Source organism: Haloarcula pelagica (assembly GCF_030127105.1).
GTDB lineage: Archaea > Halobacteriota > Halobacteria > Halobacteriales > Haloarculaceae > Haloarcula > Haloarcula pelagica.
Genome location: NZ_CP126161.1, coordinates 1692419 through 1710961, shown reverse-complemented (window position 1 = coordinate 1710961; position 18543 = coordinate 1692419). Strand labels below are relative to the sequence as shown.

At 69.0% G+C, this 18543-nt stretch carries 19 protein-coding genes; 12 read left to right on the top strand and 7 right to left on the bottom strand.

Features of this window, described 5'->3' with window-relative positions:
- Positions 1–97: 97 nt before the first annotated feature.
- Positions 98–2125, top strand: coding sequence for a helix-hairpin-helix domain-containing protein (locus P1L40_RS08990; protein WP_284010994.1), 2028 nt, complete (start codon positions 98–100; stop codon positions 2123–2125).
- 1 nt (position 2126) lies between these two features.
- Here the strand turns inward: P1L40_RS08990 and P1L40_RS08985 are convergent, their stop codons facing one another.
- From P1L40_RS08985 to ileS, 3 genes are all read right to left on the bottom strand, one after another.
- Entirely contained in the window at positions 2127–3377 is a 1251-nt protein-coding gene (locus tag P1L40_RS08985; RefSeq protein ID WP_284010992.1) for an MFS transporter, read from the bottom strand.
- A gap of 96 nt (positions 3378–3473) precedes the next feature.
- Positions 3474–3908, bottom strand: coding sequence for an ester cyclase (locus P1L40_RS08980; RefSeq protein WP_284010991.1), 435 nt, complete (start codon positions 3906–3908; stop codon positions 3474–3476).
- 207 nt (positions 3909–4115) lie between these two features.
- Positions 4116–7424: an isoleucine--tRNA ligase gene (ileS, locus tag P1L40_RS08975; protein WP_284010990.1), complete on the bottom strand. Its 3309-nt coding sequence runs from the start codon at positions 7422–7424 to the stop codon at positions 4116–4118.
- 157 nt (positions 7425–7581) lie between these two features.
- On the opposite strand from ileS, the gene P1L40_RS08970 reads away from it, so the two are divergent.
- Both P1L40_RS08970 and P1L40_RS08965 read left to right on the top strand, forming a co-directional pair.
- Complete coding sequence (locus P1L40_RS08970) at positions 7582–10179, top strand: PAS domain S-box protein (protein WP_284010989.1); 2598 nt, start codon at positions 7582–7584, stop codon at positions 10177–10179.
- 85 nt (positions 10180–10264) lie between these two features.
- On the top strand, positions 10265–10627 hold the full coding sequence (locus tag P1L40_RS08965; RefSeq protein WP_284010988.1) for a DUF7344 domain-containing protein: 363 nt from the start codon (positions 10265–10267) through the stop codon (positions 10625–10627).
- 9 nt (positions 10628–10636) lie between these two features.
- Here the strand turns inward: P1L40_RS08965 and P1L40_RS08960 are convergent, their stop codons facing one another.
- On the bottom strand, positions 10637–10807 hold the full coding sequence (locus P1L40_RS08960; RefSeq protein ID WP_284010986.1) for a DUF4177 domain-containing protein: 171 nt from the start codon (positions 10805–10807) through the stop codon (positions 10637–10639).
- Between the two features lie 134 nt (positions 10808–10941).
- Between P1L40_RS08960 and proC the strand changes: the two genes are divergently transcribed.
- From proC to P1L40_RS08930, 6 genes are read left to right on the top strand one after another with little or no spacing between them, the layout of a single operon-like run.
- Positions 10942–11682: a pyrroline-5-carboxylate reductase gene (gene proC, locus P1L40_RS08955; protein ID WP_419181199.1), complete on the top strand. Its 741-nt coding sequence runs from the start codon at positions 10942–10944 to the stop codon at positions 11680–11682.
- On the top strand, positions 11675–12508 hold the full coding sequence (gene proB, locus P1L40_RS08950; RefSeq protein WP_284010982.1) for a glutamate 5-kinase: 834 nt from the start codon (positions 11675–11677) through the stop codon (positions 12506–12508). Before proC ends, proB begins: the two co-directional genes overlap by 8 nt.
- The gene (locus tag P1L40_RS08945; protein WP_284010980.1) at positions 12501–13829 is read left to right on the top strand and encodes a glutamate-5-semialdehyde dehydrogenase; all 1329 of its coding nucleotides are present in this window, start codon (positions 12501–12503) and stop codon (positions 13827–13829) included. The genes proB and P1L40_RS08945 overlap by 8 nt, the downstream gene beginning before the upstream one ends.
- 9 nt (positions 13830–13838) lie before the next feature.
- Positions 13839–14459, top strand: coding sequence for a uracil-DNA glycosylase (locus P1L40_RS08940; protein ID WP_284010979.1), 621 nt, complete (start codon positions 13839–13841; stop codon positions 14457–14459).
- 42 nt (positions 14460–14501) lie between these two features.
- Positions 14502–14924, top strand: coding sequence for an HIT family protein (locus P1L40_RS08935; protein WP_284010978.1), 423 nt, complete (start codon positions 14502–14504; stop codon positions 14922–14924).
- A 42-nt stretch (positions 14925–14966) separates the two neighbouring features.
- On the top strand, positions 14967–15689 hold the full coding sequence (locus P1L40_RS08930) for an AAA family ATPase (RefSeq protein WP_284010977.1): 723 nt from the start codon (positions 14967–14969) through the stop codon (positions 15687–15689).
- On the opposite strand, the gene P1L40_RS08925 is transcribed toward P1L40_RS08930, so the two are convergent.
- Positions 15686–16063 (bottom strand): universal stress protein, encoded by a 378-nt coding sequence (locus tag P1L40_RS08925; protein WP_284010976.1) that lies wholly within the window; start codon positions 16061–16063, stop codon positions 15686–15688. The two genes, P1L40_RS08930 and P1L40_RS08925, sit on opposite strands and share 4 nt — an antisense overlap.
- An 81-nt stretch (positions 16064–16144) precedes the next feature.
- Here P1L40_RS08925 and P1L40_RS08920 point away from each other — a divergent pair, with 81 nt between their 5' ends.
- Positions 16145–16882: a ribonuclease H-like domain-containing protein gene (locus P1L40_RS08920; protein WP_284010975.1), complete on the top strand. Its 738-nt coding sequence runs from the start codon at positions 16145–16147 to the stop codon at positions 16880–16882.
- Here P1L40_RS08920 and P1L40_RS08915 read toward each other — a convergent pair.
- Positions 16879–17508, bottom strand: coding sequence for a rhomboid family intramembrane serine protease (locus P1L40_RS08915; RefSeq protein ID WP_284010974.1), 630 nt, complete (start codon positions 17506–17508; stop codon positions 16879–16881). The two genes, P1L40_RS08920 and P1L40_RS08915, sit on opposite strands and share 4 nt — an antisense overlap.
- An 81-nt stretch (positions 17509–17589) precedes the next feature.
- Here P1L40_RS08915 and P1L40_RS08910 point away from each other — a divergent pair, with 81 nt between their 5' ends.
- Together P1L40_RS08910 and P1L40_RS08905 are read left to right on the top strand one after the other, a co-directional pair.
- Positions 17590–17883: a hypothetical protein gene (locus P1L40_RS08910; RefSeq protein ID WP_284010973.1), complete on the top strand. Its 294-nt coding sequence runs from the start codon at positions 17590–17592 to the stop codon at positions 17881–17883.
- 4 nt (positions 17884–17887) lie between these two features.
- A complete protein-coding gene (locus P1L40_RS08905; protein WP_284010972.1) occupies positions 17888–18325 on the top strand; it encodes a GIY-YIG nuclease family protein in 438 nt (145 codons plus the stop codon).
- Here the strand turns inward: P1L40_RS08905 and P1L40_RS08900 are convergent.
- Positions 18322–18525: a heavy-metal-associated domain-containing protein gene (locus P1L40_RS08900; RefSeq protein ID WP_284010971.1), complete on the bottom strand. Its 204-nt coding sequence runs from the start codon at positions 18523–18525 to the stop codon at positions 18322–18324. The genes P1L40_RS08905 and P1L40_RS08900 overlap by 4 nt on opposite strands.
- Positions 18526–18543: the final 18 nt, after the last annotated feature.

The window sequence follows — 18543 nt, the reverse complement described above, 5'->3', positions numbered from 1 at the left end:
GCAAAAGCGCGTCGCGTTCTCCGTGTCCTCGTCGGGAAGCGGGACGCCTGCGCGGCGGCGACGGGTTTTTTCTGACCGGCGCCGAACGGAGCGGTAGATGGACCTGGAATCGGTGCCCGGCGTCGGCGCCAAGACCGCCGCGGCGCTCCGGGAACTCGACGACCCCGAGCGCGCGCTCCGGGAGGGCGACGTTGCCACGTTGTCACAGGCCCCGGGGATCAGCGAGGGCCGGGCCGCCCGCGTCGCTCGCGGGGCGATCCGGGCCGACCACGACGACCCGGGCGGGTTCGCCGCCACCTCGCGGGCCCGTGAACTGTTCCGCGAGGCGCTCGGACTGGTCCAGGAGCGGACCGTCACCGACTACGCGGAGAAACGCCTGGAGACGCTGTATCCCAGCGGGACCCGGAGCCGAATCGAGGAGGTCCGGGCGTTCGCCGAGTCGGCGATGGCCCGTGACCCCGCCCTCGCCGTCCGGGACCCCCTCTCGAACGTCGAACCGCTCTCGGAGGCCGGCGGTGTCCGGGTGCGGGACCGCTGTCTGGCGACGAGCGACGCCGAGCGGTACGCACAGGCCCAGGACGCGATCCCCGAGGTCAGCGTCGAGGTCGTCGACGACGCCCGCCAACTGGCCGAACTCGCCCGCTCGTACTCGACGGTCGTCGCCCTGGATGAGGCCTTCGCCGGCGTCGACGTGGAGGGCGATGTCCGGGTCGAACCCGACGCGCTCGCGAACCCGTCGTCGGTCGTCCCCGAACGTGTCCTCGCCTTCTTCTCGCGGAACCGGGACCCGGTGCTGGCCGCCGCCGAGGTCCACCGGATCGCCGACCTGGACCCGCCCTGTGATCTGGACACCCTAGAGCGCGCCCTCGACCAGCTCGCCGAGGACGGCACCGTCCGCGGTGACGACGAACTCGACCGGTTGGCGACGGCGGTCGACGACCTCGACGCGGCCGTGGGGATGGCCGAGAACGTCGCCAACGACCACCTCCGGGCGGCAATCGAGGAACGGGATGTCACCATCGAGGGCACCGACCTGCTGTCGCTGGTCGAACGCGGCGCCGGCGTCGACTCGCTGCTCTCGCGGGAACTGGCCGACGAGTACGCCGCCGCCGTCGAGAAGGCCCGCGACCACCTGATCGAGACGCTCGACCTGCGCGACACCGAATCGATGGCCCGCCGGGCGTTCCCCGACGAACCGACCTACCCGGTCGAGCGCCAGGAGGACGTGGTGAGCCGGCTCCGGGAGGAACTGACCGCCGCGCGGGACCGGAGAGCGACCCGCCGCAAGCGCGACCTGGCCGACGACCTCGCGGACCTCCGGGACGACGCCGCGGCGCTCGTCTCGGCCGCCCTGGAACTGGACGTGGAACTGGCCGTCGCCCGCTTCGCCGCCGACTTCGACTGCACGCTCCCCGAGATCACCGAGGAGGGCGGGTTCGCCATCGAGGGGGGCCGGTCGCCGCTGCTGGACGTTCCCTTCGAGGCGGTCGACCCGGTCGACTACGCCGTCGACGGCGTGACCGTGCTCTCGGGGGTCAACAGCGGCGGGAAGACCTCGACGCTGGATCTGGTCGCGCTCGTGACGACGCTCGCGCACATGGGGCTCCCGGTACCCGCGGAATCGGCCCGGGTGGGGCGGGTGACCGAACTCCACTACCACGCCAAGACTCAGGGGACGCTGGACGCGGGCGCGTTCGAGGCCACGATCCGGGAGTTCGGCGATCTCGTCGACAGCGTCGGCGACGGCGCCACGGCGGGCGATGGTGACGACGGCGCGAACACCGGCGGCCCGCGCGTGCTCGTGCTCGTGGACGAACTCGAATCGATCACCGAACCCGGCGCGAGCGCGAAGATCATGGCTGGCATCCTCGAAGCGTTGAGCGAGCGCCGGGCGACGGCGGTCTTCGTCTCCCACCTCGCGCGGGACATCCGCGAGGCCGCTGCCATCGACATCGACATCGACGGCATCGAAGCGGTCGGCCTGGAGGACGGCGAACTGCTCGTCGACCGCTCGCCGGTCAAGGGGAAACTCGCCCGGTCGACGCCGGAACTGATCGTCGAGAAACTCGCCGCGGACGACTCGGGCACCTTCTACCGGGACCTGCTCTCGAAGTTCGAGGAGTAGCTCACCAGGCGGTCAGCCCCGAGCGCCCGTGGCGGTAGGTGAGGACACCGGCGAACACCGCGACGCCGGTGAACGCCGACGCCGCGCCCAGGTAGAACACCCACTCCATGCCGACGTTCGTCGTCAGCCAGCCGCCGGCCAGCGGTGCCAGCACGGCGCCGGGCCGCCAGACCAGATCGCGGACGCCGAAGCTCGACGCAACGCCCTCGCCGCTCCCCTCGTCGGCGAACAGCGCCATGCTCGCGGGCTCGCGGATCGAGTCCGCGACGCCGAGCAGCCCGTTCAGCGCGATCAGCGGGAGGAAGGCGGGCGAGAGGTCCCCGAAGAACGGGAACACCGACGGGAGCCCCAGTGTCGCGCCGATGGCGGGGGTGAAGGGAACGACCACGGCCACGAGCCCGTAGGCCAGCCCGCCGAGGAAGACGAACCGCGCCCGGCCCTGCCGGTCGGAGAGGCCACCGGTGTAGGGCTGACAGCACATGTTCGTGAACTTCTCGGCCGCGAGGACGACCGCGACGGCGGTCGCACCGTTGACCGCCGCGTTGTAGCCCAGCCCGCCCGCGGCCGCGACGCCGGCGAAGATCGGCACCCACGTCCGGACGAGCGTCACGGCGACGGCGTACTGGGCGCGAAACGTGGTGATCGTGAGGATGCGGCGGTTGAGCGCCAGATCGGCCAGCGCGAACCCCTCGGTCGTCGTCTCGTCGCGGTCGACGAACAGCAGAACCGCCAGGAACGCGACGAGCGTGATCGCCACGAGCAGCCCGAAGACGGCGTCGAAGCCAAAGCGGTCGTACAACAGGCCCGCAGACAGCGACCCGCCGATCGCCGCCGCGAACCGCCAGGCGTTCGAGGTCCCGATAGTGGTCCCGCGGGCGCTGTCCCGTGCAAGCTGCCCGACCAGCGCCAGGCCCAGCAGGCCGGCGGTCGTCGCCGCGATGCCCTGGAGCCCCCGGACGAAGACGAAGCCCCAACTGGAGTCGACGAGCGGAAACAGTCCGTAGACGGCCGCCGCCAGCGCCAGCCCCGCGAGCAGTACGGTCCGCTTGTCGAAGCGGTCGCCCAGGTACGACACCGGCACGACCGCGCCGGCCTGGGCCAGCGTCAGCCCGGTCGCGAACATCCCCAGCACGAACCCCTGCGGTTCCAGGAGATCGATGTACGTCGGCAACAGCGTCAGCAGCGTGACGATCCCGAAGGCGGTGGCAAAGCGTGTGAGAAACAGGGCCTGGAGCTGTCGGCGTGCGGTCACTGCGTTGGCACACCGGACTGGCCGACTAACCGTTTCCGGTCCGTCGAAGATATCCGCTCGTGCTCGCGGAAAGAAAGGTACTCGTGCCGTGGCCGCTCACGGCTCGGGGCGTTCGACCGCGCCGATCTGCTGCATGAGGCCCAGCAGGTCCGGTTGGACCCATCGCTCGGCGATGCGGTCGTCCTCGATCCGGGTGAAGACCATGTTGTCGACCTCGACTTCGGTGTCGGTCGCGTCGATGCCCATGAACTCGCCGACGTGTCGGCCCCGCAGCGTGACCCGCATCGCGACAGTGTCGCCCTCGGCGACGCTGTCCTCGACGGTCGCCGAGAAGTCCGCGAAGGCGTTTCTGATCGACCGGATCTGTGCTTTCAGGGCGTCCCGTCCCGTGATCTCGCCCAGCGGGCTGTGGTCGGCGACATCCTCGGTACAGATCTCGTCGATCAGGTCGAGTTCGCCCCGTGTCGCGACCCCTTCCGGGATCTGTCGTGCCAGTCGTTTCTTTTCGACTAATGTGTCCAGTGATGCCATCGTTGTCCTCCCTGCGCTCGCGGTCCGTCCACGCCGTGTCACGGCCTGTCGAGAACCGAGCGCTACGGGAACGTACGACGTCTCGTCTGGTAGCTTTTGTCACACGTTACGTGTAGTCGCTCACCGGTTTGTCACACCACTCTCAGTGGACAGTCTCGGCAGCAACCGACGACCGGGTGGCCGTCACACCGCTCGGTGGCTCCGGCTTCAGTCCGAGGCTTCCGCCGCAGCGACCGGTGCGATGGCGATCTCCATCGCCACGTCCTCGACCGACCAGGTCTTGCGGTGGCCGTCGGCGACGGTGCCGAACTCGTCGGCCCGCACTTCGTCGGCGATCAGGTCGCGGTGTTCGTCGACCAGCGCGGCCACGCGGTCGTCGGCAACGTCCAGATCGACGACGATTCGCTCCTCGATGTCCAGTTCGAGGTCCTTGCGCATCTCCTGAACGCGACGGATGACCTCGCGGGCGTACCCCTCGCTCTCGATGTCCTCGGTGAGTTTCGTGTCGACGTAGACGACGCCGCCGCCGTCCAGTGCCGCGAACTCGGTCCCGGTGACGCCGCTTGGCGTCTCGCGGCGGAACTCGACCATCTCGTCGGTCAGGTCGACCGGTTCGCCCAGTTCGTCGGCGACGGCCGCTTCGAGCGCGTCGATCGAGCGCTCGGTGACGCGGGCGTCGTTGAGCGCGTTCATGACGCGGCCGGCGTCGTCACCGAATGCGGGCCCGAGTTCGCTCATGTCGGCTGCGGCGGAGTAGCGCAGTTCGCCCCACTCCTCGTCGGCGCCGACGACCTCGACCGCCCGGGCGTTCAGCCGGTCGGCGACGATCGCGGTCTGGGACGCGACGGCGTCGGCGACGGCCGCGCTGTCCACGTCGACGATCACGCGCGTGACCGGCCAGCGGAGCTTGCGCTCGGCCTGCTGGCGGGCGTTCGAGCCGGCCTCCTCGACCTCGCGGACGACCTCGATCTCGTCCTCCAGTTCGGGCTGGCGCAGCGACTCGTCCGGTTCGGGCCAGTCACACATGTGGACCGTCGGGTGGCCGGCCTCGCCGGTGAGGGCGTCGTAGATCTCCTCGGCGACGAACGGGGTAAAGGGCGCGAACAGGGCCGCAACGTCCTCCAGTACCCGGTACAGCGTCGCGTAGGCGGCCCGCTTGGAGTCCGAATCGGCCTCGTCCCACATCCGCTCGCGGACGACCTGGATGTAGAACCGGGACACGTCCTCGACGACGAAATCGAGCAGTTCGTCGGCGGCCTTGTCGTTCTCGAAGTTCTCCATGTGCTCGGTCATCGCGGCCTCGACGCTCTGGAGCCGCGAGAGCACCCACTCGTCGACGAGTTCGAGGTCGTCGTGTACGTCCTCGACGCCCGTTCCGGCGGCTTCGCCGCCTTCACCTCGTTGGGACTCCGCCCCAACGCTCGTCTCCTCGGGGTCGAAGTCGTCGGCCCGCATGTACGGCAGCGGGAAGCGAGCGACGTTCCAGAGGATGTTGAGCCGCCGTTGCATCTCGGCGGTCTCGTCCCACGAGAAGTTCATGTCCTCGCCCTGGGCCGTCACGGACAGCAGGAAGAGTCGCATCGGGTCACGGCCGTACTCGTCGATGACCTCGTGGGGGTCGACCAGCACGCCCTTCGATTTGGACATCCCGCGACCGTCGGGCATGTTGGCGTAGCCGTGCATCAACACCTGCTTGTAGGGGGTCTCGCCGGTCGCTGCCGTCGACATGCCCAGTTGCGACCAGAACCACCCGCGGGTCTGGTCGTGGGCCTCCATGATGAGGTCGGCGGGCCACAGCTCCTCGAAGGCCTCCGTCTCGGAGGGGTAGTCCAGCGTCCCCCACGTCGCCACCGAGGAGTCGAGCCACACGTCGAACACGTCGCCGACGCGGGTGTAGGTCGTCCCGTCCCGGGTGATCGTCAGGTCGTCGACGGTCCCCTTGTGGAGGTCGACGGCGTCGGGGTCGATCTCCTGGTCGACCGACTCGGCCAGTTCCGCGCGGTCGCCGACGACGACGACATCGTCCATCGAGCCGTCCCAGTCCTCGGGCGTCCAGATCGGGATGGGGATGCCCCAGTAGCGCTGCCGGGAGACGTTCCAGTCCGGCGCTTCCTCGACGAAGTCCCTGAAGCGGTTGTCCCGGGCCCACGAGGGGTACCACTCGCTGTCCTCGATGTTTTCGAGCAGTTCGTCCTTGATGTCGGTGACCGTGATGAACCACTGGTCGGTGACGATGCGGACGATGTCGGTGTCACAGCGCCAGCACTGCCCTTCCCGAACCGAGTGCCCCTCCTCGTGGGCCAACAACAGGCCCTTCGCGTCGAGGTCGGCGATCACGTCGTCGTTGGCGTCACGGACGAAGGTGCCCTCGTACTTGCCGGCGGCGTCGGTGTAGACGCCGTCGCTGCCGACCGGGCAGAACACCTCCAGATCGAGTTCCTGCCCGCGCTCGAAGTCCTCCTCACCGTGGCCGGGCGCGGAGTGGACGAGCCCGGTGCGGTCCGCTTCGACGTAGTCGGCGGTGTAGACCTGTCCCGACCCCTCGGCGCTCGCGTGGTCGGGCACCTCCTCGGCCAGCGGGTGGTCGTACTCCCAGCCCACGAGGTCCTCGCCGGACAGTTCCTCGACGACCTCGTAGTCCTCGTAGCGGCCGGCCTTCAGGACGCCCTCGACGCACGGTTTCGCGACGTAGAGGCGTTCGGTCTCGCCGTCTTTGGTGGCGTCGACGCCGACGTACTCCAGGTCCCCGTCGACGGCGACGAAGGTGTTGGCCACGATGGTCCAGGGGGTCGTCGTCCAGATGACGACGCTGCCCTCGCGGCCTGCACTCGCGGTTTCACCGCTCGTGTTTTCCGAGGACTCCCCCTGATCGTCCTCGCTCAGTGGAAACTTCACGTAGATGGACGGTTTGTCAACGTCGTGATACTCGACCTCGTTGTTGGCGATGGCGGTCTCACACCGGGGACACTGGTTGATCGAGCGTTTGCCCTGCTCGACGAGGCCCCGCTCGTGAGCCTGCTGGAACCCCCACCAGGCGGCCTCCATGTACTCCGGGTTCACCGTCTTGTAGGGATCGTCCCAGTCCATCCAGACGCCGAAGTCCTGGAAGTCAGTCTGGAGCCCCTCCAGTTGCTCCTCGGCGAAGGCCTTGCACTCCTCGATGAAGTTCTCCTCGCCGAAGCGCTCGATGTCTTTCTTGTTCTCGAAGTCCAGGCGCTCCTCGACTTTCGTCTCGATGGGGAGGCCGTGCATGTCGTAGCCCGGCCGGTCCGTAACGTCGTACCCCTGCATCCGGAGATAGCGGATGTAGAGGTCTTTCAGCGTCTTGTTCCAGGTCGTCCCCATGTGGGCCGCGCCGGAGGTGTAGGGTGGCCCGTCGACGAAGAAGTACGTCTCCCCGTCGGCACGATGTGCCTTCGTCTGCTCGTAGGCGTCGACATCGTCCCAGTAGTCGAAGACCGTCTCCTCGACGGCCTCCGGGTCGTACTGGTCGTCGATCGCGGCGAATCGGTCCATACCGGTCGTATTCGCCGCCGGCATTAAATGACAATCGGTTACCCACGCGGCGTGGCACGTCCCGACTTCCGCGGGGTCACAACCGTTATCCTGCTCTGGCACCAGGTTCGGGTAGACGTGACGTGCCGTCCCGGCCGACGGCAGTCACCGACACGCGATGGCTTCACACGCCGACCCCCACACCATCCCCGAATGCGCCCTGTCGAGTGGCGAGGACGGGCTGATCGACTGGGCGTCGCCGGGGGTCGAGACGGTCTTCGGCCGACCGGCCGAGGCGGTCGTCGGCGAACCGGTCGTGTCGGTACTGGGTGCGACACTCGCCGAGCGACCCGACGGCTCGCTCGAACCGACGACGCGGGAAGTCACCGTGACGGCGGCCGACGGGACGACCCGGGATCTGTCGGTCACCGTCCTGTCGCTCGCTACCGGCGCCGCGACGCTGTATCTGTGCCGTCCGACCGGGACCGATCAGCTCTCTCTCGGGACGGTCCTCTCGCGTGTCTCCGACAGCATCGTCGCACTGGACACGGAGTGGCGCTACACCTACGTCAACGAGTTCGCCGAGGCAGTGCTCGGCCACGCACGGGATGACCTCCTCGGGGAGGTCATCTGGGAGGTGTTCCCGGGGGCGGCGGACTCGGCGATGCGGGACCGCTTCGAGCGGGCCATGGAGACCCAGGAGCCCGTCACCATGGAGTGGTACGGCGACAGCGTCTCGACGTGGTTCGAGATCCGCGCCTACCCCTCCCCATCGGGGATGTCGGTCTACTTCCGGGACATCACCGATCAAAAGGAGCGTGAGACGGCCCTCCAGCAGGAACGGGATTTCACCGAACAGCTCCTGGACGCGAGTCCGGTCGGCATCTGTGTGCTGACGCCGGACGGTCAGTTCGTCCGGGTCAACGAACGCGCCGAGGACATCCTCGGCGTCTCGCGCGATCGCCTGCTGGACGAGTCGTTCCGGGAACCGACCTGGGAGGTCCGCGGCCCCGACGGCGAGGAGTTGGCCGACGAGGAGTTCCCGTTCACGATCGCGCTGCGCACCGGCGAACCGACCTTCGGGCACGAACAGACGCTCAGGCGGGCCGACGGCACGCGCATCTGGGTGGCGGTCAGCGCCGCGCCGATCCACGCCGACGGCGCGGTCCACCGCGTCGTGGTCACCTTCGAGGATATCACCGAGCGAAAGGAGACCCAACAGCAGTTCGAGGCCGTCTTCCAGGGGACGCTCGACGCACTGATACTGGCCGACGACGAGGGCGACTATCTCGCTGTCAACGACGCGGCGTGTGCGCTGTTTGGGCTGTCCGAAGACGAACTCATCGGCCACAACGTCGCGGAGTTCGCCCCCGCCGAGTACGACGTGGTGGACGCGTGGTCGACGTTCCTCGACGAAGGGATGTCTCGCGGAGAGTTCTCTGTCGTCCGCCCCGACGGCACGGAACGGATCGCCGACTTCGCAGCGACGGCGAACGTCCGTCCCGGAGTTCACCTCTCGGCACTGCGGGATGTCACCGAACGAAAGGCCGCCGAACGTCGTCTGGCCCAACAGCGTGACGAACTCCGGCGACTCAACCACGTCAACGAACTCATCCGTGACGTGAACCGCGCTATCGTCGGCGCGACAGACCGGGACGCCATCGAGGCGGCCGTCTGTGCCAGCCTCGCCGACTCGGACCGCTATCCGGTCGCGACGACGCTCCGGTTAGCGTCCGACGAGCGGCTCCGGGTGCAACACCGGGCCGGGCTGTCCGCTGCGGCGTTCGAGTCGCTCGAACCGGCCGACGACGGGGCTGTCGAGGAGGCGATCGAGACGGCAGCCGCGACGAACACGCTCACGGTCGTCACGGACCTCCAGACCGATCCCGAACTGTCCGCGTCGGTTCGGGCCGCCGCGACCAGCGCCGGCGTTCGAGCGCTCGGAAACGTCCCGATCGAGTACGACGGCGTCGTCCACGGCGTCCTGTCGGTCGGGGCGAGCGAGGACGACGCTTTCGGCGAGCGCGAGCAGGCCGTCTTCCTCGAACTGGGGCAGATCATCGGAACGGCTATCGACGCGATCCAGACGAAGAAGCTCCTCTACGCCAGCGCGTTTCAGGAACTCGAACTGGAACTGGCGGCGGCGGCCGACCCGCTGCTGGCGCTCAACGACCGGCTCGGCGGGACGTGGGTCCTCGACGGTGTCGTCCCGGTCGAAGCGGGCCGGTACCTGGTCTACGTCGACATCGGCCAGACACCCGTCGAGACCGGGACTGCGAGCGCCGAGACCGAGGGCATCGAGGTGCTCCGGACCATCGAGACGGACAGCGGCACCCGACTCGAACTCCGACTCGGCGGTGACTCGCTGTTCGGTGCGATCCTCGACGCCGGCGGCTGGGTCCGCGCCGCGACCGTCGAGGGCGGGACGGGGCAGTTCGTCGTCGACGTGACGCTTGACACCGACGTACGGACGTACATCGCGCGGCTCGAACGGAGCGGCATCGACGCGACCATGCGCACCAAACGCGAGGTCGAACGGACGCCGCCGGCGTGGTCGGCCGGCGACACCGCCGACGAACTCACGGCCCGCCAGCGGAGCGTCCTCGAAGCCGCCGTCCGTTCGGGATACTTCGACTGGCCGCGCCGCCGGACGACCGGCGAGGAACTGGCCGACGCGCTCGACATCGCCTCCTCGACCCTCCACCAGCACCTCCGGGTCGCTACGGCCAAGATCCTCGAACAGTACTTCGCGGTCGATCCCTCGGACCCGAACTGACCCGCGTCGAACACCTCACCATGCCGATACGATGCCGGACTGTTCCGGTATACCGTTCATGAGGATGAGTCTGTTACCCGAGAGCATGAGGTCACAGAACGAACGGCCCGTGCAATCGATCGGGGACGCTGTGGATGTCCTGGGCAGTTACCGGCGGCGGCTGGTCCTTTCGATCCTCAGCGGCCGGTCGGGGTCGATCGATGTCTCCCAGCTCGCGACGCGACTCGTCGCCCGGCAACGGAACAAATCATCCGCGGCAGTGACCGACGAGGAGCGACGCGAGACGGAGATTCGTCTCTATCACGCCGACCTGCCGCTGCTCGCTGCGGCCGACCTCGTCAGGTTCGACGCGTCACGGGCGCACGTCGAGAGCGCCGACCTGCCGCTTGACGGCGACGACTGGCTCGACATGCCGGTCGCCGAGGCCCTCTCGGCGTGGAACCAGTGATCGGTGCTGTCACCGCTCGCGCTGGAGGAGTAAGGCGGCGGTCTGACCGCTCTTTTCGGTGATCGGCGCGGCGACTTCCCAGCCGTCCGCACCCAGGTCGTTCAACTCGTCTTCGGGGACGCTGCTCGAACCGAACATGCCGGTGTCGACCTCGAACACCTTGTACTCGTAGGAGGGCATACACCGGGCGAGAGCGGCGCCGACGGCACAACTCTTGTGGTCACCCGGAGCGGGATGAAAACACAGTTAGTCCCTGAACGTCCTGAGATGTGGTAGAGACAATGGTACACACGAGCGTCATCGGCTGTGGAAACATGGGCAGTGCCCTCGTCACGGGCCTCTGGAAGTCCGGGAACCACACGGTCATCGCGTGTGATCTCGACCCGGCGGCCCTGGCGGCAGTCGCCGACTACAGCACGGAGACGACGGAGGACATCTCGCGGGCCGCGGAGGCGGACGTGGTGTTCGTCGCCGTCAAGCCCGACATCGTCGAGGCGGTGCTCTCCGAACTGGACCTCTCCCCGGAGCAGACGCTGGTCACCATCGCCGCCGGCGTCCCCACCGACTTCGTCGAGGCCCGGACCGACGCCGACGTGGTCCGGATCATGCCGAACCTGGCTGCCGAGACCCGGGACATGGCCGCCGCCGCGACCGGCGACCTCTCGCCGGCGGTCCGGGAGCTACTGGACGACGTGGGCGAGTTCGCCGAGATCGAGGAGGCACAGATGGACATCGCAACCGCCGTCAACGGCTCCGGGCCGGCGTTCGTCTTCTATCTCATCGACGCGATGACCCAGGCCGGCGTCGCGGGCGGGCTCGACCACGAGGAGGCCGAGACGCTTGCGGCACAGACGTTCAAGGGCGCCGCCGAGACGATCCTGCGGGACGACCGCAGCGCCGACGAACTGATCGACGCCGTCTGCTCGCCCAACGGGACGACGATCGAAGGGATGGAGGTCCTCTGGGACAGCGACGCCGACGAGGCCGTCGCCGACGCGGTCGCGGCCGCCGAGCGGCGTTCGAAGGAACTCGCGGCCGACTTCGAGGATGAGTGACGCCGTCGACGCCGAGACCGTCTCGGCGACCCGGCGACTCGCGGCCGACGCCCAGCGGGTCATCGTCAAGGCCGGCACGAACTCCCTGACCGACGACGAGTCGAACTTAGACGACGAGAAGCTCGACAAACTCGTCGACGACCTGGAGGACCTGCTCTCGCGGGGGAAGGAGGTCCTGCTTGTCTCCTCCGGTGCCGTCGGCGCGGGCATCGGCCGGGTCGACCATCCCACGGGGACCGTCGAGGAGTCCCAGGCCCTCTCGACGGTCGGCCAGAGCCACCTGATGCGTCGCTACACCGAGAGCTTCGAGCGCTACGACCGGAAGGTCGCCCAGATCCTCATCACCGAACACGACCTGGAGAACCCCGAGCGGTTCACGAACTTCCGCAACACCGTCGAGACGCTGCTGGACTGGGGGATCGTCCCCATCATCAACGAGAACGACGCCGTCGCCACCGAGGAGCTCCAGATCGGCGACAACGACATGATCTCGGCCTCCATCGCCATCGGCGTCGACGTTGACCTGCTGGTGACCCTGACCGACGTGGGCGGCGTCTACACCGGCAACCCGAAGGAAAACCCCGACGCCGAGCGCATCCCGGTCGTCGGCCAGAACTACAGCGAGGTCGAGGGGATCGTCTCCGACAGTTCGACGGGCGGGTTCGGCGGCATCCAGACGAAAGTCAGCGGTGCTCGCGATGTCAGCGAACACGGCATCCCCGCGATCATCGCCCGGTCGACCGAACCGGACGTACTGGAGAAGGTCGCCAACGCGGAATCGGTGGGCACAATATTCGTGCCGATCAACGGGGACGTAGATGACTGACGCCACCGAACGCCAGGTCGAACAGGCACAGTCCGCGGCCCTGCGGCTGGCGAACGTCGACGCCGCCGACCGGGACGCCGCGCTCGAAGCGATCGCCGACGCCATCCGGGCAAACAGCGAGGCGATCCTGGAAGCCAACGCCGACGACGTGGCGGAGGCCGAGGAACTGCTCGCCGAGGGCGAGTACACCCAGGCGCTGGTCGACCGCCTGAAGCTCGACGCGGGGAAACTCGACTCCATCGCCGGGATGGTCGAGTCCGTCGCCGACCAGGCCGACCCCCTCGGGAAGACCCTGGCGGCCCGCGAACTCGACGACGACCTCGAACTGTACAAGGTCGCTGTCCCCATCGGCGTCGTCGGGACCATCTTCGAGTCTCGGCCCGACGCCCTGGTCCAGATCGCCGCGCTCGCGCTGAAGTCGGGCAACGCCGTCATCCTCAAGGGCGGCAGCGAGGCCAGCGAATCGAACCGCGTGCTGTACGAGACCATCGTCGAGGCGACGAGCGAGATGCCCGACGGCTGGGCGACGCTCATCGAGGCCCACGAGGAGGTCGACGCGCTCCTGGAGATGGACGACAAGGTCGACCTGGTGATGCCCCGGGGGTCCTCGGAGTTCGTCTCCTACATCCAGGACAACACCCAGATCCCCGTCCTGGGCCACACCGAGGGCGTCTGTCACGTCTACGTCGACGACGACGCCGACCTGGGGATGGCCGAGGACATCGCCTTCGACGCGAAGGTCCAGTACCCCGCCGTCTGTAACGCCGTCGAGACGCTGCTCGTGAACGCCGACGTGGCCGACCAGTTCCTGCCCGGGATGGTCGAGCGCTACCGCGAGGCCGGCGTCACGCTGCGCGGGGACGCCGCCACCCGCGAGGTCGTCGCTGTCGACCCCGCGACCGACGACGACTGGTCGAGTGAGTACGGCGACCTCGAACTCTCGATCAAGGTCGTCGAGGATGTCTACGCTGCCGTCGACCACGCCAACACCTTCGGCTCGAAACACACCGAGTCGATCGTCACCGAGGACGCCGACGCGGCGGAGACGTTCATGACCGGGATCGACGCCGCCAGCGTCTTCCACAACGCCTCGACCCGCTTCGCCGACGGCTACCGCTACGGCCTCGGCGCGGAAGTCGGTATCTCGACGGGCAAGATCCACGCCCGCGGCCCGGTCGGCCTGGAGGGGCTGACGACATACAAGTACTACCTGGAGGGCGACGGCCAACTGGTCGCGAGCTACGCCGGCGACGACGCCCTGCCGTTCACTCACCGCGAGTTCGACGGCGAGTGGCGCCCCGGCCACCTGGCCGACGAGTAACGCCGTCCGATGCCGACGTTTCCCGCTCCCGACAGCCAGCACGCGCTGGCCGACGACTGTCGGCGCTGCCCCGCGCTGGCCGACGCCCGCGACTGCATCTCCTGGGGGAACGGCCCGCCCGACGCCGCCGTGGTCGTCGTCGGCGAAGCGCCGGCCGCCGGTGACCCCGACGCCGACCGCTGGCGGGGCGGGAATCTGACCGGGCTGGCCTACACCTCGCGGGCGTCGGGTCGGAAGATCCGGGACCTGCTGGCCGACGCCGGCTTCGGCCACGAGGACTGTTACTTCACGAACGCGGTGAAGTGCCACCCACCGGACAACCGGGACCCGACCGCCGCGGAACTCGCCAACTGCCGGCCCTACCTCGTCGAGGAGGTCGAGACGGTCCAGCCGCGTGCGGTCGTGACGACCGGGAAGCACGCGACGAAAACGGTGCTAGCGCTGGACGACCAGTCCCTCGACGGCTTCCTCGATTCGGTCCTCGATCCGCGTGAGAGCGACACGCTTGGCGTCCCGGTCGTTCCCCTTCTCCACCCGAGTTATCAGGAGGTGTGGCTCGCACGCCTGGGCTACGACCGCGACGGCTACGTCGACGCGATCCGCGAGACGGTCGCTGACTGTCGGTCGTAACCGGGCCGAAGCTTCTTGTCGCCGCCGGCCGACCCACCGTCCATGAGCGACTGTATCTTCTGTCAGATCGTCGACGGCGACATCCCGAGCCGGACCGTCTACGAGGACGACGCCGTGCTGGCCTTTCTGGACGCGAACCCCCTCTCGCCGGGACACACGCTGGTCATCCCGAAGGCCCACCACGAGCGGCTGAACGACCTGCCGGCCGGCGCTGCCGGGGAGGTCATGGCGGCGGTCCACGCGCTCACGCCAGCCGTCGAGGCGGCGGTCGACGCGCCCGCGACGACGGTGGCGTTCAACAACGGCGAGGCCGCCGGCCAGGAGGTCCCGCACGTCCACGCCCACATCGTCCCGCGGTTCGAGGACGACGGCGGCCGGCCGATCCACGCCCTGGTCAGCGAGCGCCCGGACCTGGCCGACGACGAACTCGACGACATCGCGGCCGCCATCACCGACGGCGTCTGAGCTTCCACATCTTTTTACGGGAGAACGCGCGCAACGAAGGGTATGGGACTGTCGACGCTCGCGTTCGTGGGTGCGACGGGTGGTGCAGGGACGACGCGACTGGCCGTCGAGACGGCGGCGACGCTGGCCCGGGACGGCCACTCGGTCACCGTCCTCGACGCGGCCTTCGCCACGCAGGGGCTGGCGACGTACGTTCCCGAGTCGATCCGCGGGGACACGACGGCGGTCGCGACCGGCGAGGCGACGCTCTCGGAGGCGACCTACGACGCCGACTTCGACGTGGCCGGTCGGGTCGCGCTCTGTCCGGCCCACGCCCCCTTCGAACGGATCGCTCGGGCGAAGACGCCGGAGCACGCACAGGCGTTCGAACAGGCCGTCGCCGAGGCGGCCGACCGGTACGACCACGTCCTGCTGGACGTGCCGCCGGTCGCCGCCAACCAGGCGCTTGCCGCCGTCGACGCCGCGCAACGCCGTGCGCTGGTCGCGCCGGCGACTGCGCGGGGCCGTGATCTGGTGCCACAGCAACGCGGCCGATTACAGGACATCGACGCCCCCGCAGACGCGGTCGTCGCCACGCGGACCGACGCCGCCGACGCCGTCGCCATCGAGGACGCCGACCACGCGGTTCCGGCCGGCGACCCGAACCGGACGCGGCCGTCCGCACTGGACCCGAACACGCCGCTCGCGCCGGCTGTCGCCGACACCACCGAGGCGCTGTTGGACGTGGAACTGGGGCTCTCGTTCGATTCCGGCGGCCTGCTCTAGAGATCGGGCAGTGGCACCACTACGACGGGACGGGTCGCCGCCGACAGCACCGCCTGCGCGGTCGCCCCGATGCCCTCGGCGCCCTCGGTGCCGCGGTTGGCGCCGAGCAGGACGATGTCGGGGTCGTGCTCGTCGATGGCCGCCAGCAGTTCCTCGGTGGGGTCGCCGTCCCTGGTTTCGGTGGTCGGCATCGCGGCCGCGAGCCGCGAGCGGGCGACGTTGGCCGCGTCGCCGGCGTCTCTGGCCGACGCGTCGGGGTCGCGGACCGCGACCACGACGACGCTGTCCGCGCTCGGGTCGAGTCGGTCCTGCAGGTAGTCGGCCGCCGCGGCAGTCACGTGGACCGACGCGGTGGCGACGAGGTACTCGGTCATACCGTCTCTGGGGACGCCGCCGGCTTCGCCGTTTCGCCCCGTCCGACGAACTTACGTCGACCGCCGCCCCTACGGGAGAGCGTGCGCGTCGAGAACAGTTTCATCGGGGTCGAGGGCGTCGGCGAGAAGACCGAACGGAGCATCTGGGAGCAGGGGGTCACCCACTGGGACGAGTTCGAACCGGGGGTCGTCGGCGGGAAACGCGGCCAGCGAATCGGGTCGTTCATCGACGAGGGCCGGGACCGACTCGCGGCGGCCGATGTCGACTACTTCGACCGGGCGTTCCCCAGCAGCGAGCAGTGGCGCCTCTACGAGACGTTCCGCGACCGGGCCTGTTTCTTCGACATCGAGACGACGGGGCTGGACGAACACCGTAATCAGGTGACGACGGTCAGCCTCCATCACGACGGCGAGACACAGACGCTGGTGGCCGGCGACGACCTCACTGCCGGGAACCTGCGGGCGGCCTTCGCCGACGCCGGCCTGCTGGTGACGTTCAACGGCAAGCGCTTCGACGTGCCCTTCCTGGAGGCGAACTTCGATGTCGACCTCGATCACCCCCACCTCGACCTCATGTACACCTGCAAGAAGCTCGGCCTCTCGGGCGGGCTCAAGCAGGTCGAGCAGGACATCGGTATCGAACGGGACCGGCCGGACATCTCCGGGCGGGACGCGGTGCGGCTGTGGCGGGAGCACGAACGCGGCGTCGACGGCTCGCTGGAGACGCTGATCTCGTACAACCGCGAGGACACCGTCAACCTCCGGACGCTCGCCGACCGGGTGACCGGCGATCTGGACGACGAACTGTTTCTCGGTTAGGGGTTCGTCGGCTCCGGCCCGTCGAGGGCGGTCCCGGGCCGCAGGAGGTGGGCGCGGCCGGCCAGGAAGCCGAGCAGGAGGCCGGTGAAGTGTGCGATCAGCGCCACGCCGGGGTTGGCGGTCGCGATGGTGATAGCCGCCGCACACAGGCCGCCCAGCGCGAGTTGCGCCCGCGGCGACAGCGAGACGCCGCCGACGACTGTCTCGGTCAGCCGGTTCGAGGCCAGCAGGTAGCCCAGGAACGCGAAGATGGCACCGCTCGCGCCCAGCACGTTGACCTGACCGACCATCCACGGGACGACCGGCCCGAGCAGGCGGGCGGCGTACACCTCGGCCAGGCCGGCGATCGTCCCGGTGAGGACGAAGAAGGTGTGATAGCGCAGACTGGTCGTCTCGCGTTCGAGCAGGAAGCCAAGCACTGCCAGCGCGACGGCGTTGGACAGCAGGTGGGAGGGGCCGCCGTGAGCGTAGACGCTGGTCACGAGCGTCCACGGCTGTGCGACCGGGCGTGACATCCCGAACACGAGCGTCTGCGGGAGGATCAGTCCGACGACCTGCTGGAGGGCGAAGACGGCGCCGATGGCCCCGAGCGTGACGACCGTCGGGCTCTCGGTGAGGCGGGGCATACCCGTACTTTCGCCCACTGCTACAAGAAAGGTCGGCCCGAATCCAGAACGCATACGTGGGGCCGCCGCGTTCGACCGGACATGACAGAGCCGCTCAGCGAGTCGCTCGCCGACGCGTTCGCGGAATCGACCGACGAGGAGACCGCCGCCGAGGCCGGCGAACAGATCGCGGAGTTCGTCGCGGACTACGAACGCGACCTCACGGCCGAGGCCCTGCTGGACCGGTTCGCCGAGGCGCCCTACGACGACTTTGCCCACCGCTACGACTGGCTCGTCGGCGAACTCGCCGCCGAGACCGAGGACTGCACGGACTCGCGGGCCTACCGGCTCGACGGCTTCGGCGATCTGGCGGCCGATCCGACACAGGGCGCCTGAGCCGATGGCCGGTGGGACGTACACCCTCGTCCTCGAACGCGACGAGTCCGCGACGATCGCGGTCGGCGCGCTCGGCGAGCGGGCGTTCCCCGAAGGGTGGTACGCCTACACCGGCAGCGCGCTCGGCTCGGGCGGGTTCGGCCGGATCGACCGGCACCGTGCGGTCGCGGCCGGCGAGAACGACACCCGCCACTGGCACGTCGACTACCTGCTCGGCGATCCGGCGACGACCGTCGACACCGTCGTCCGGACCGAGGCCGACATCGAGTGTGCGGTCGCCAGGCGGGTCGACGGCCCCGCTGTCGAGGGGTTCGGTCACGTCGCCGGCTTCGGCTGTTCGGACTGTGACTGCCCGACCCATCTCACCTCCCACGAGCGCCGGGATCTGTTGCTCGCGGGCGTCGAACGGGCCCACGAGGCCGCAGCGGCCGATTCGGCTTAGACCAGTTCGTAGCCGGCGTCGGCGACCGCCGACGCCAGCGCGTCCTCGTCCACGTCGCCGTCCGTCTCGACGGTCACCGTTCCGGCGTCGTGATCTGCCGACGCAGAGACGACGCCCGGCAGGTCACCGAGCGCCTGTTCGACGGCGTCCTCACACCCTGTACAGGACAGCCCACTCACCGAGAGCGTCTGCGTGCTCATAGGGGCCCGTACCTACCG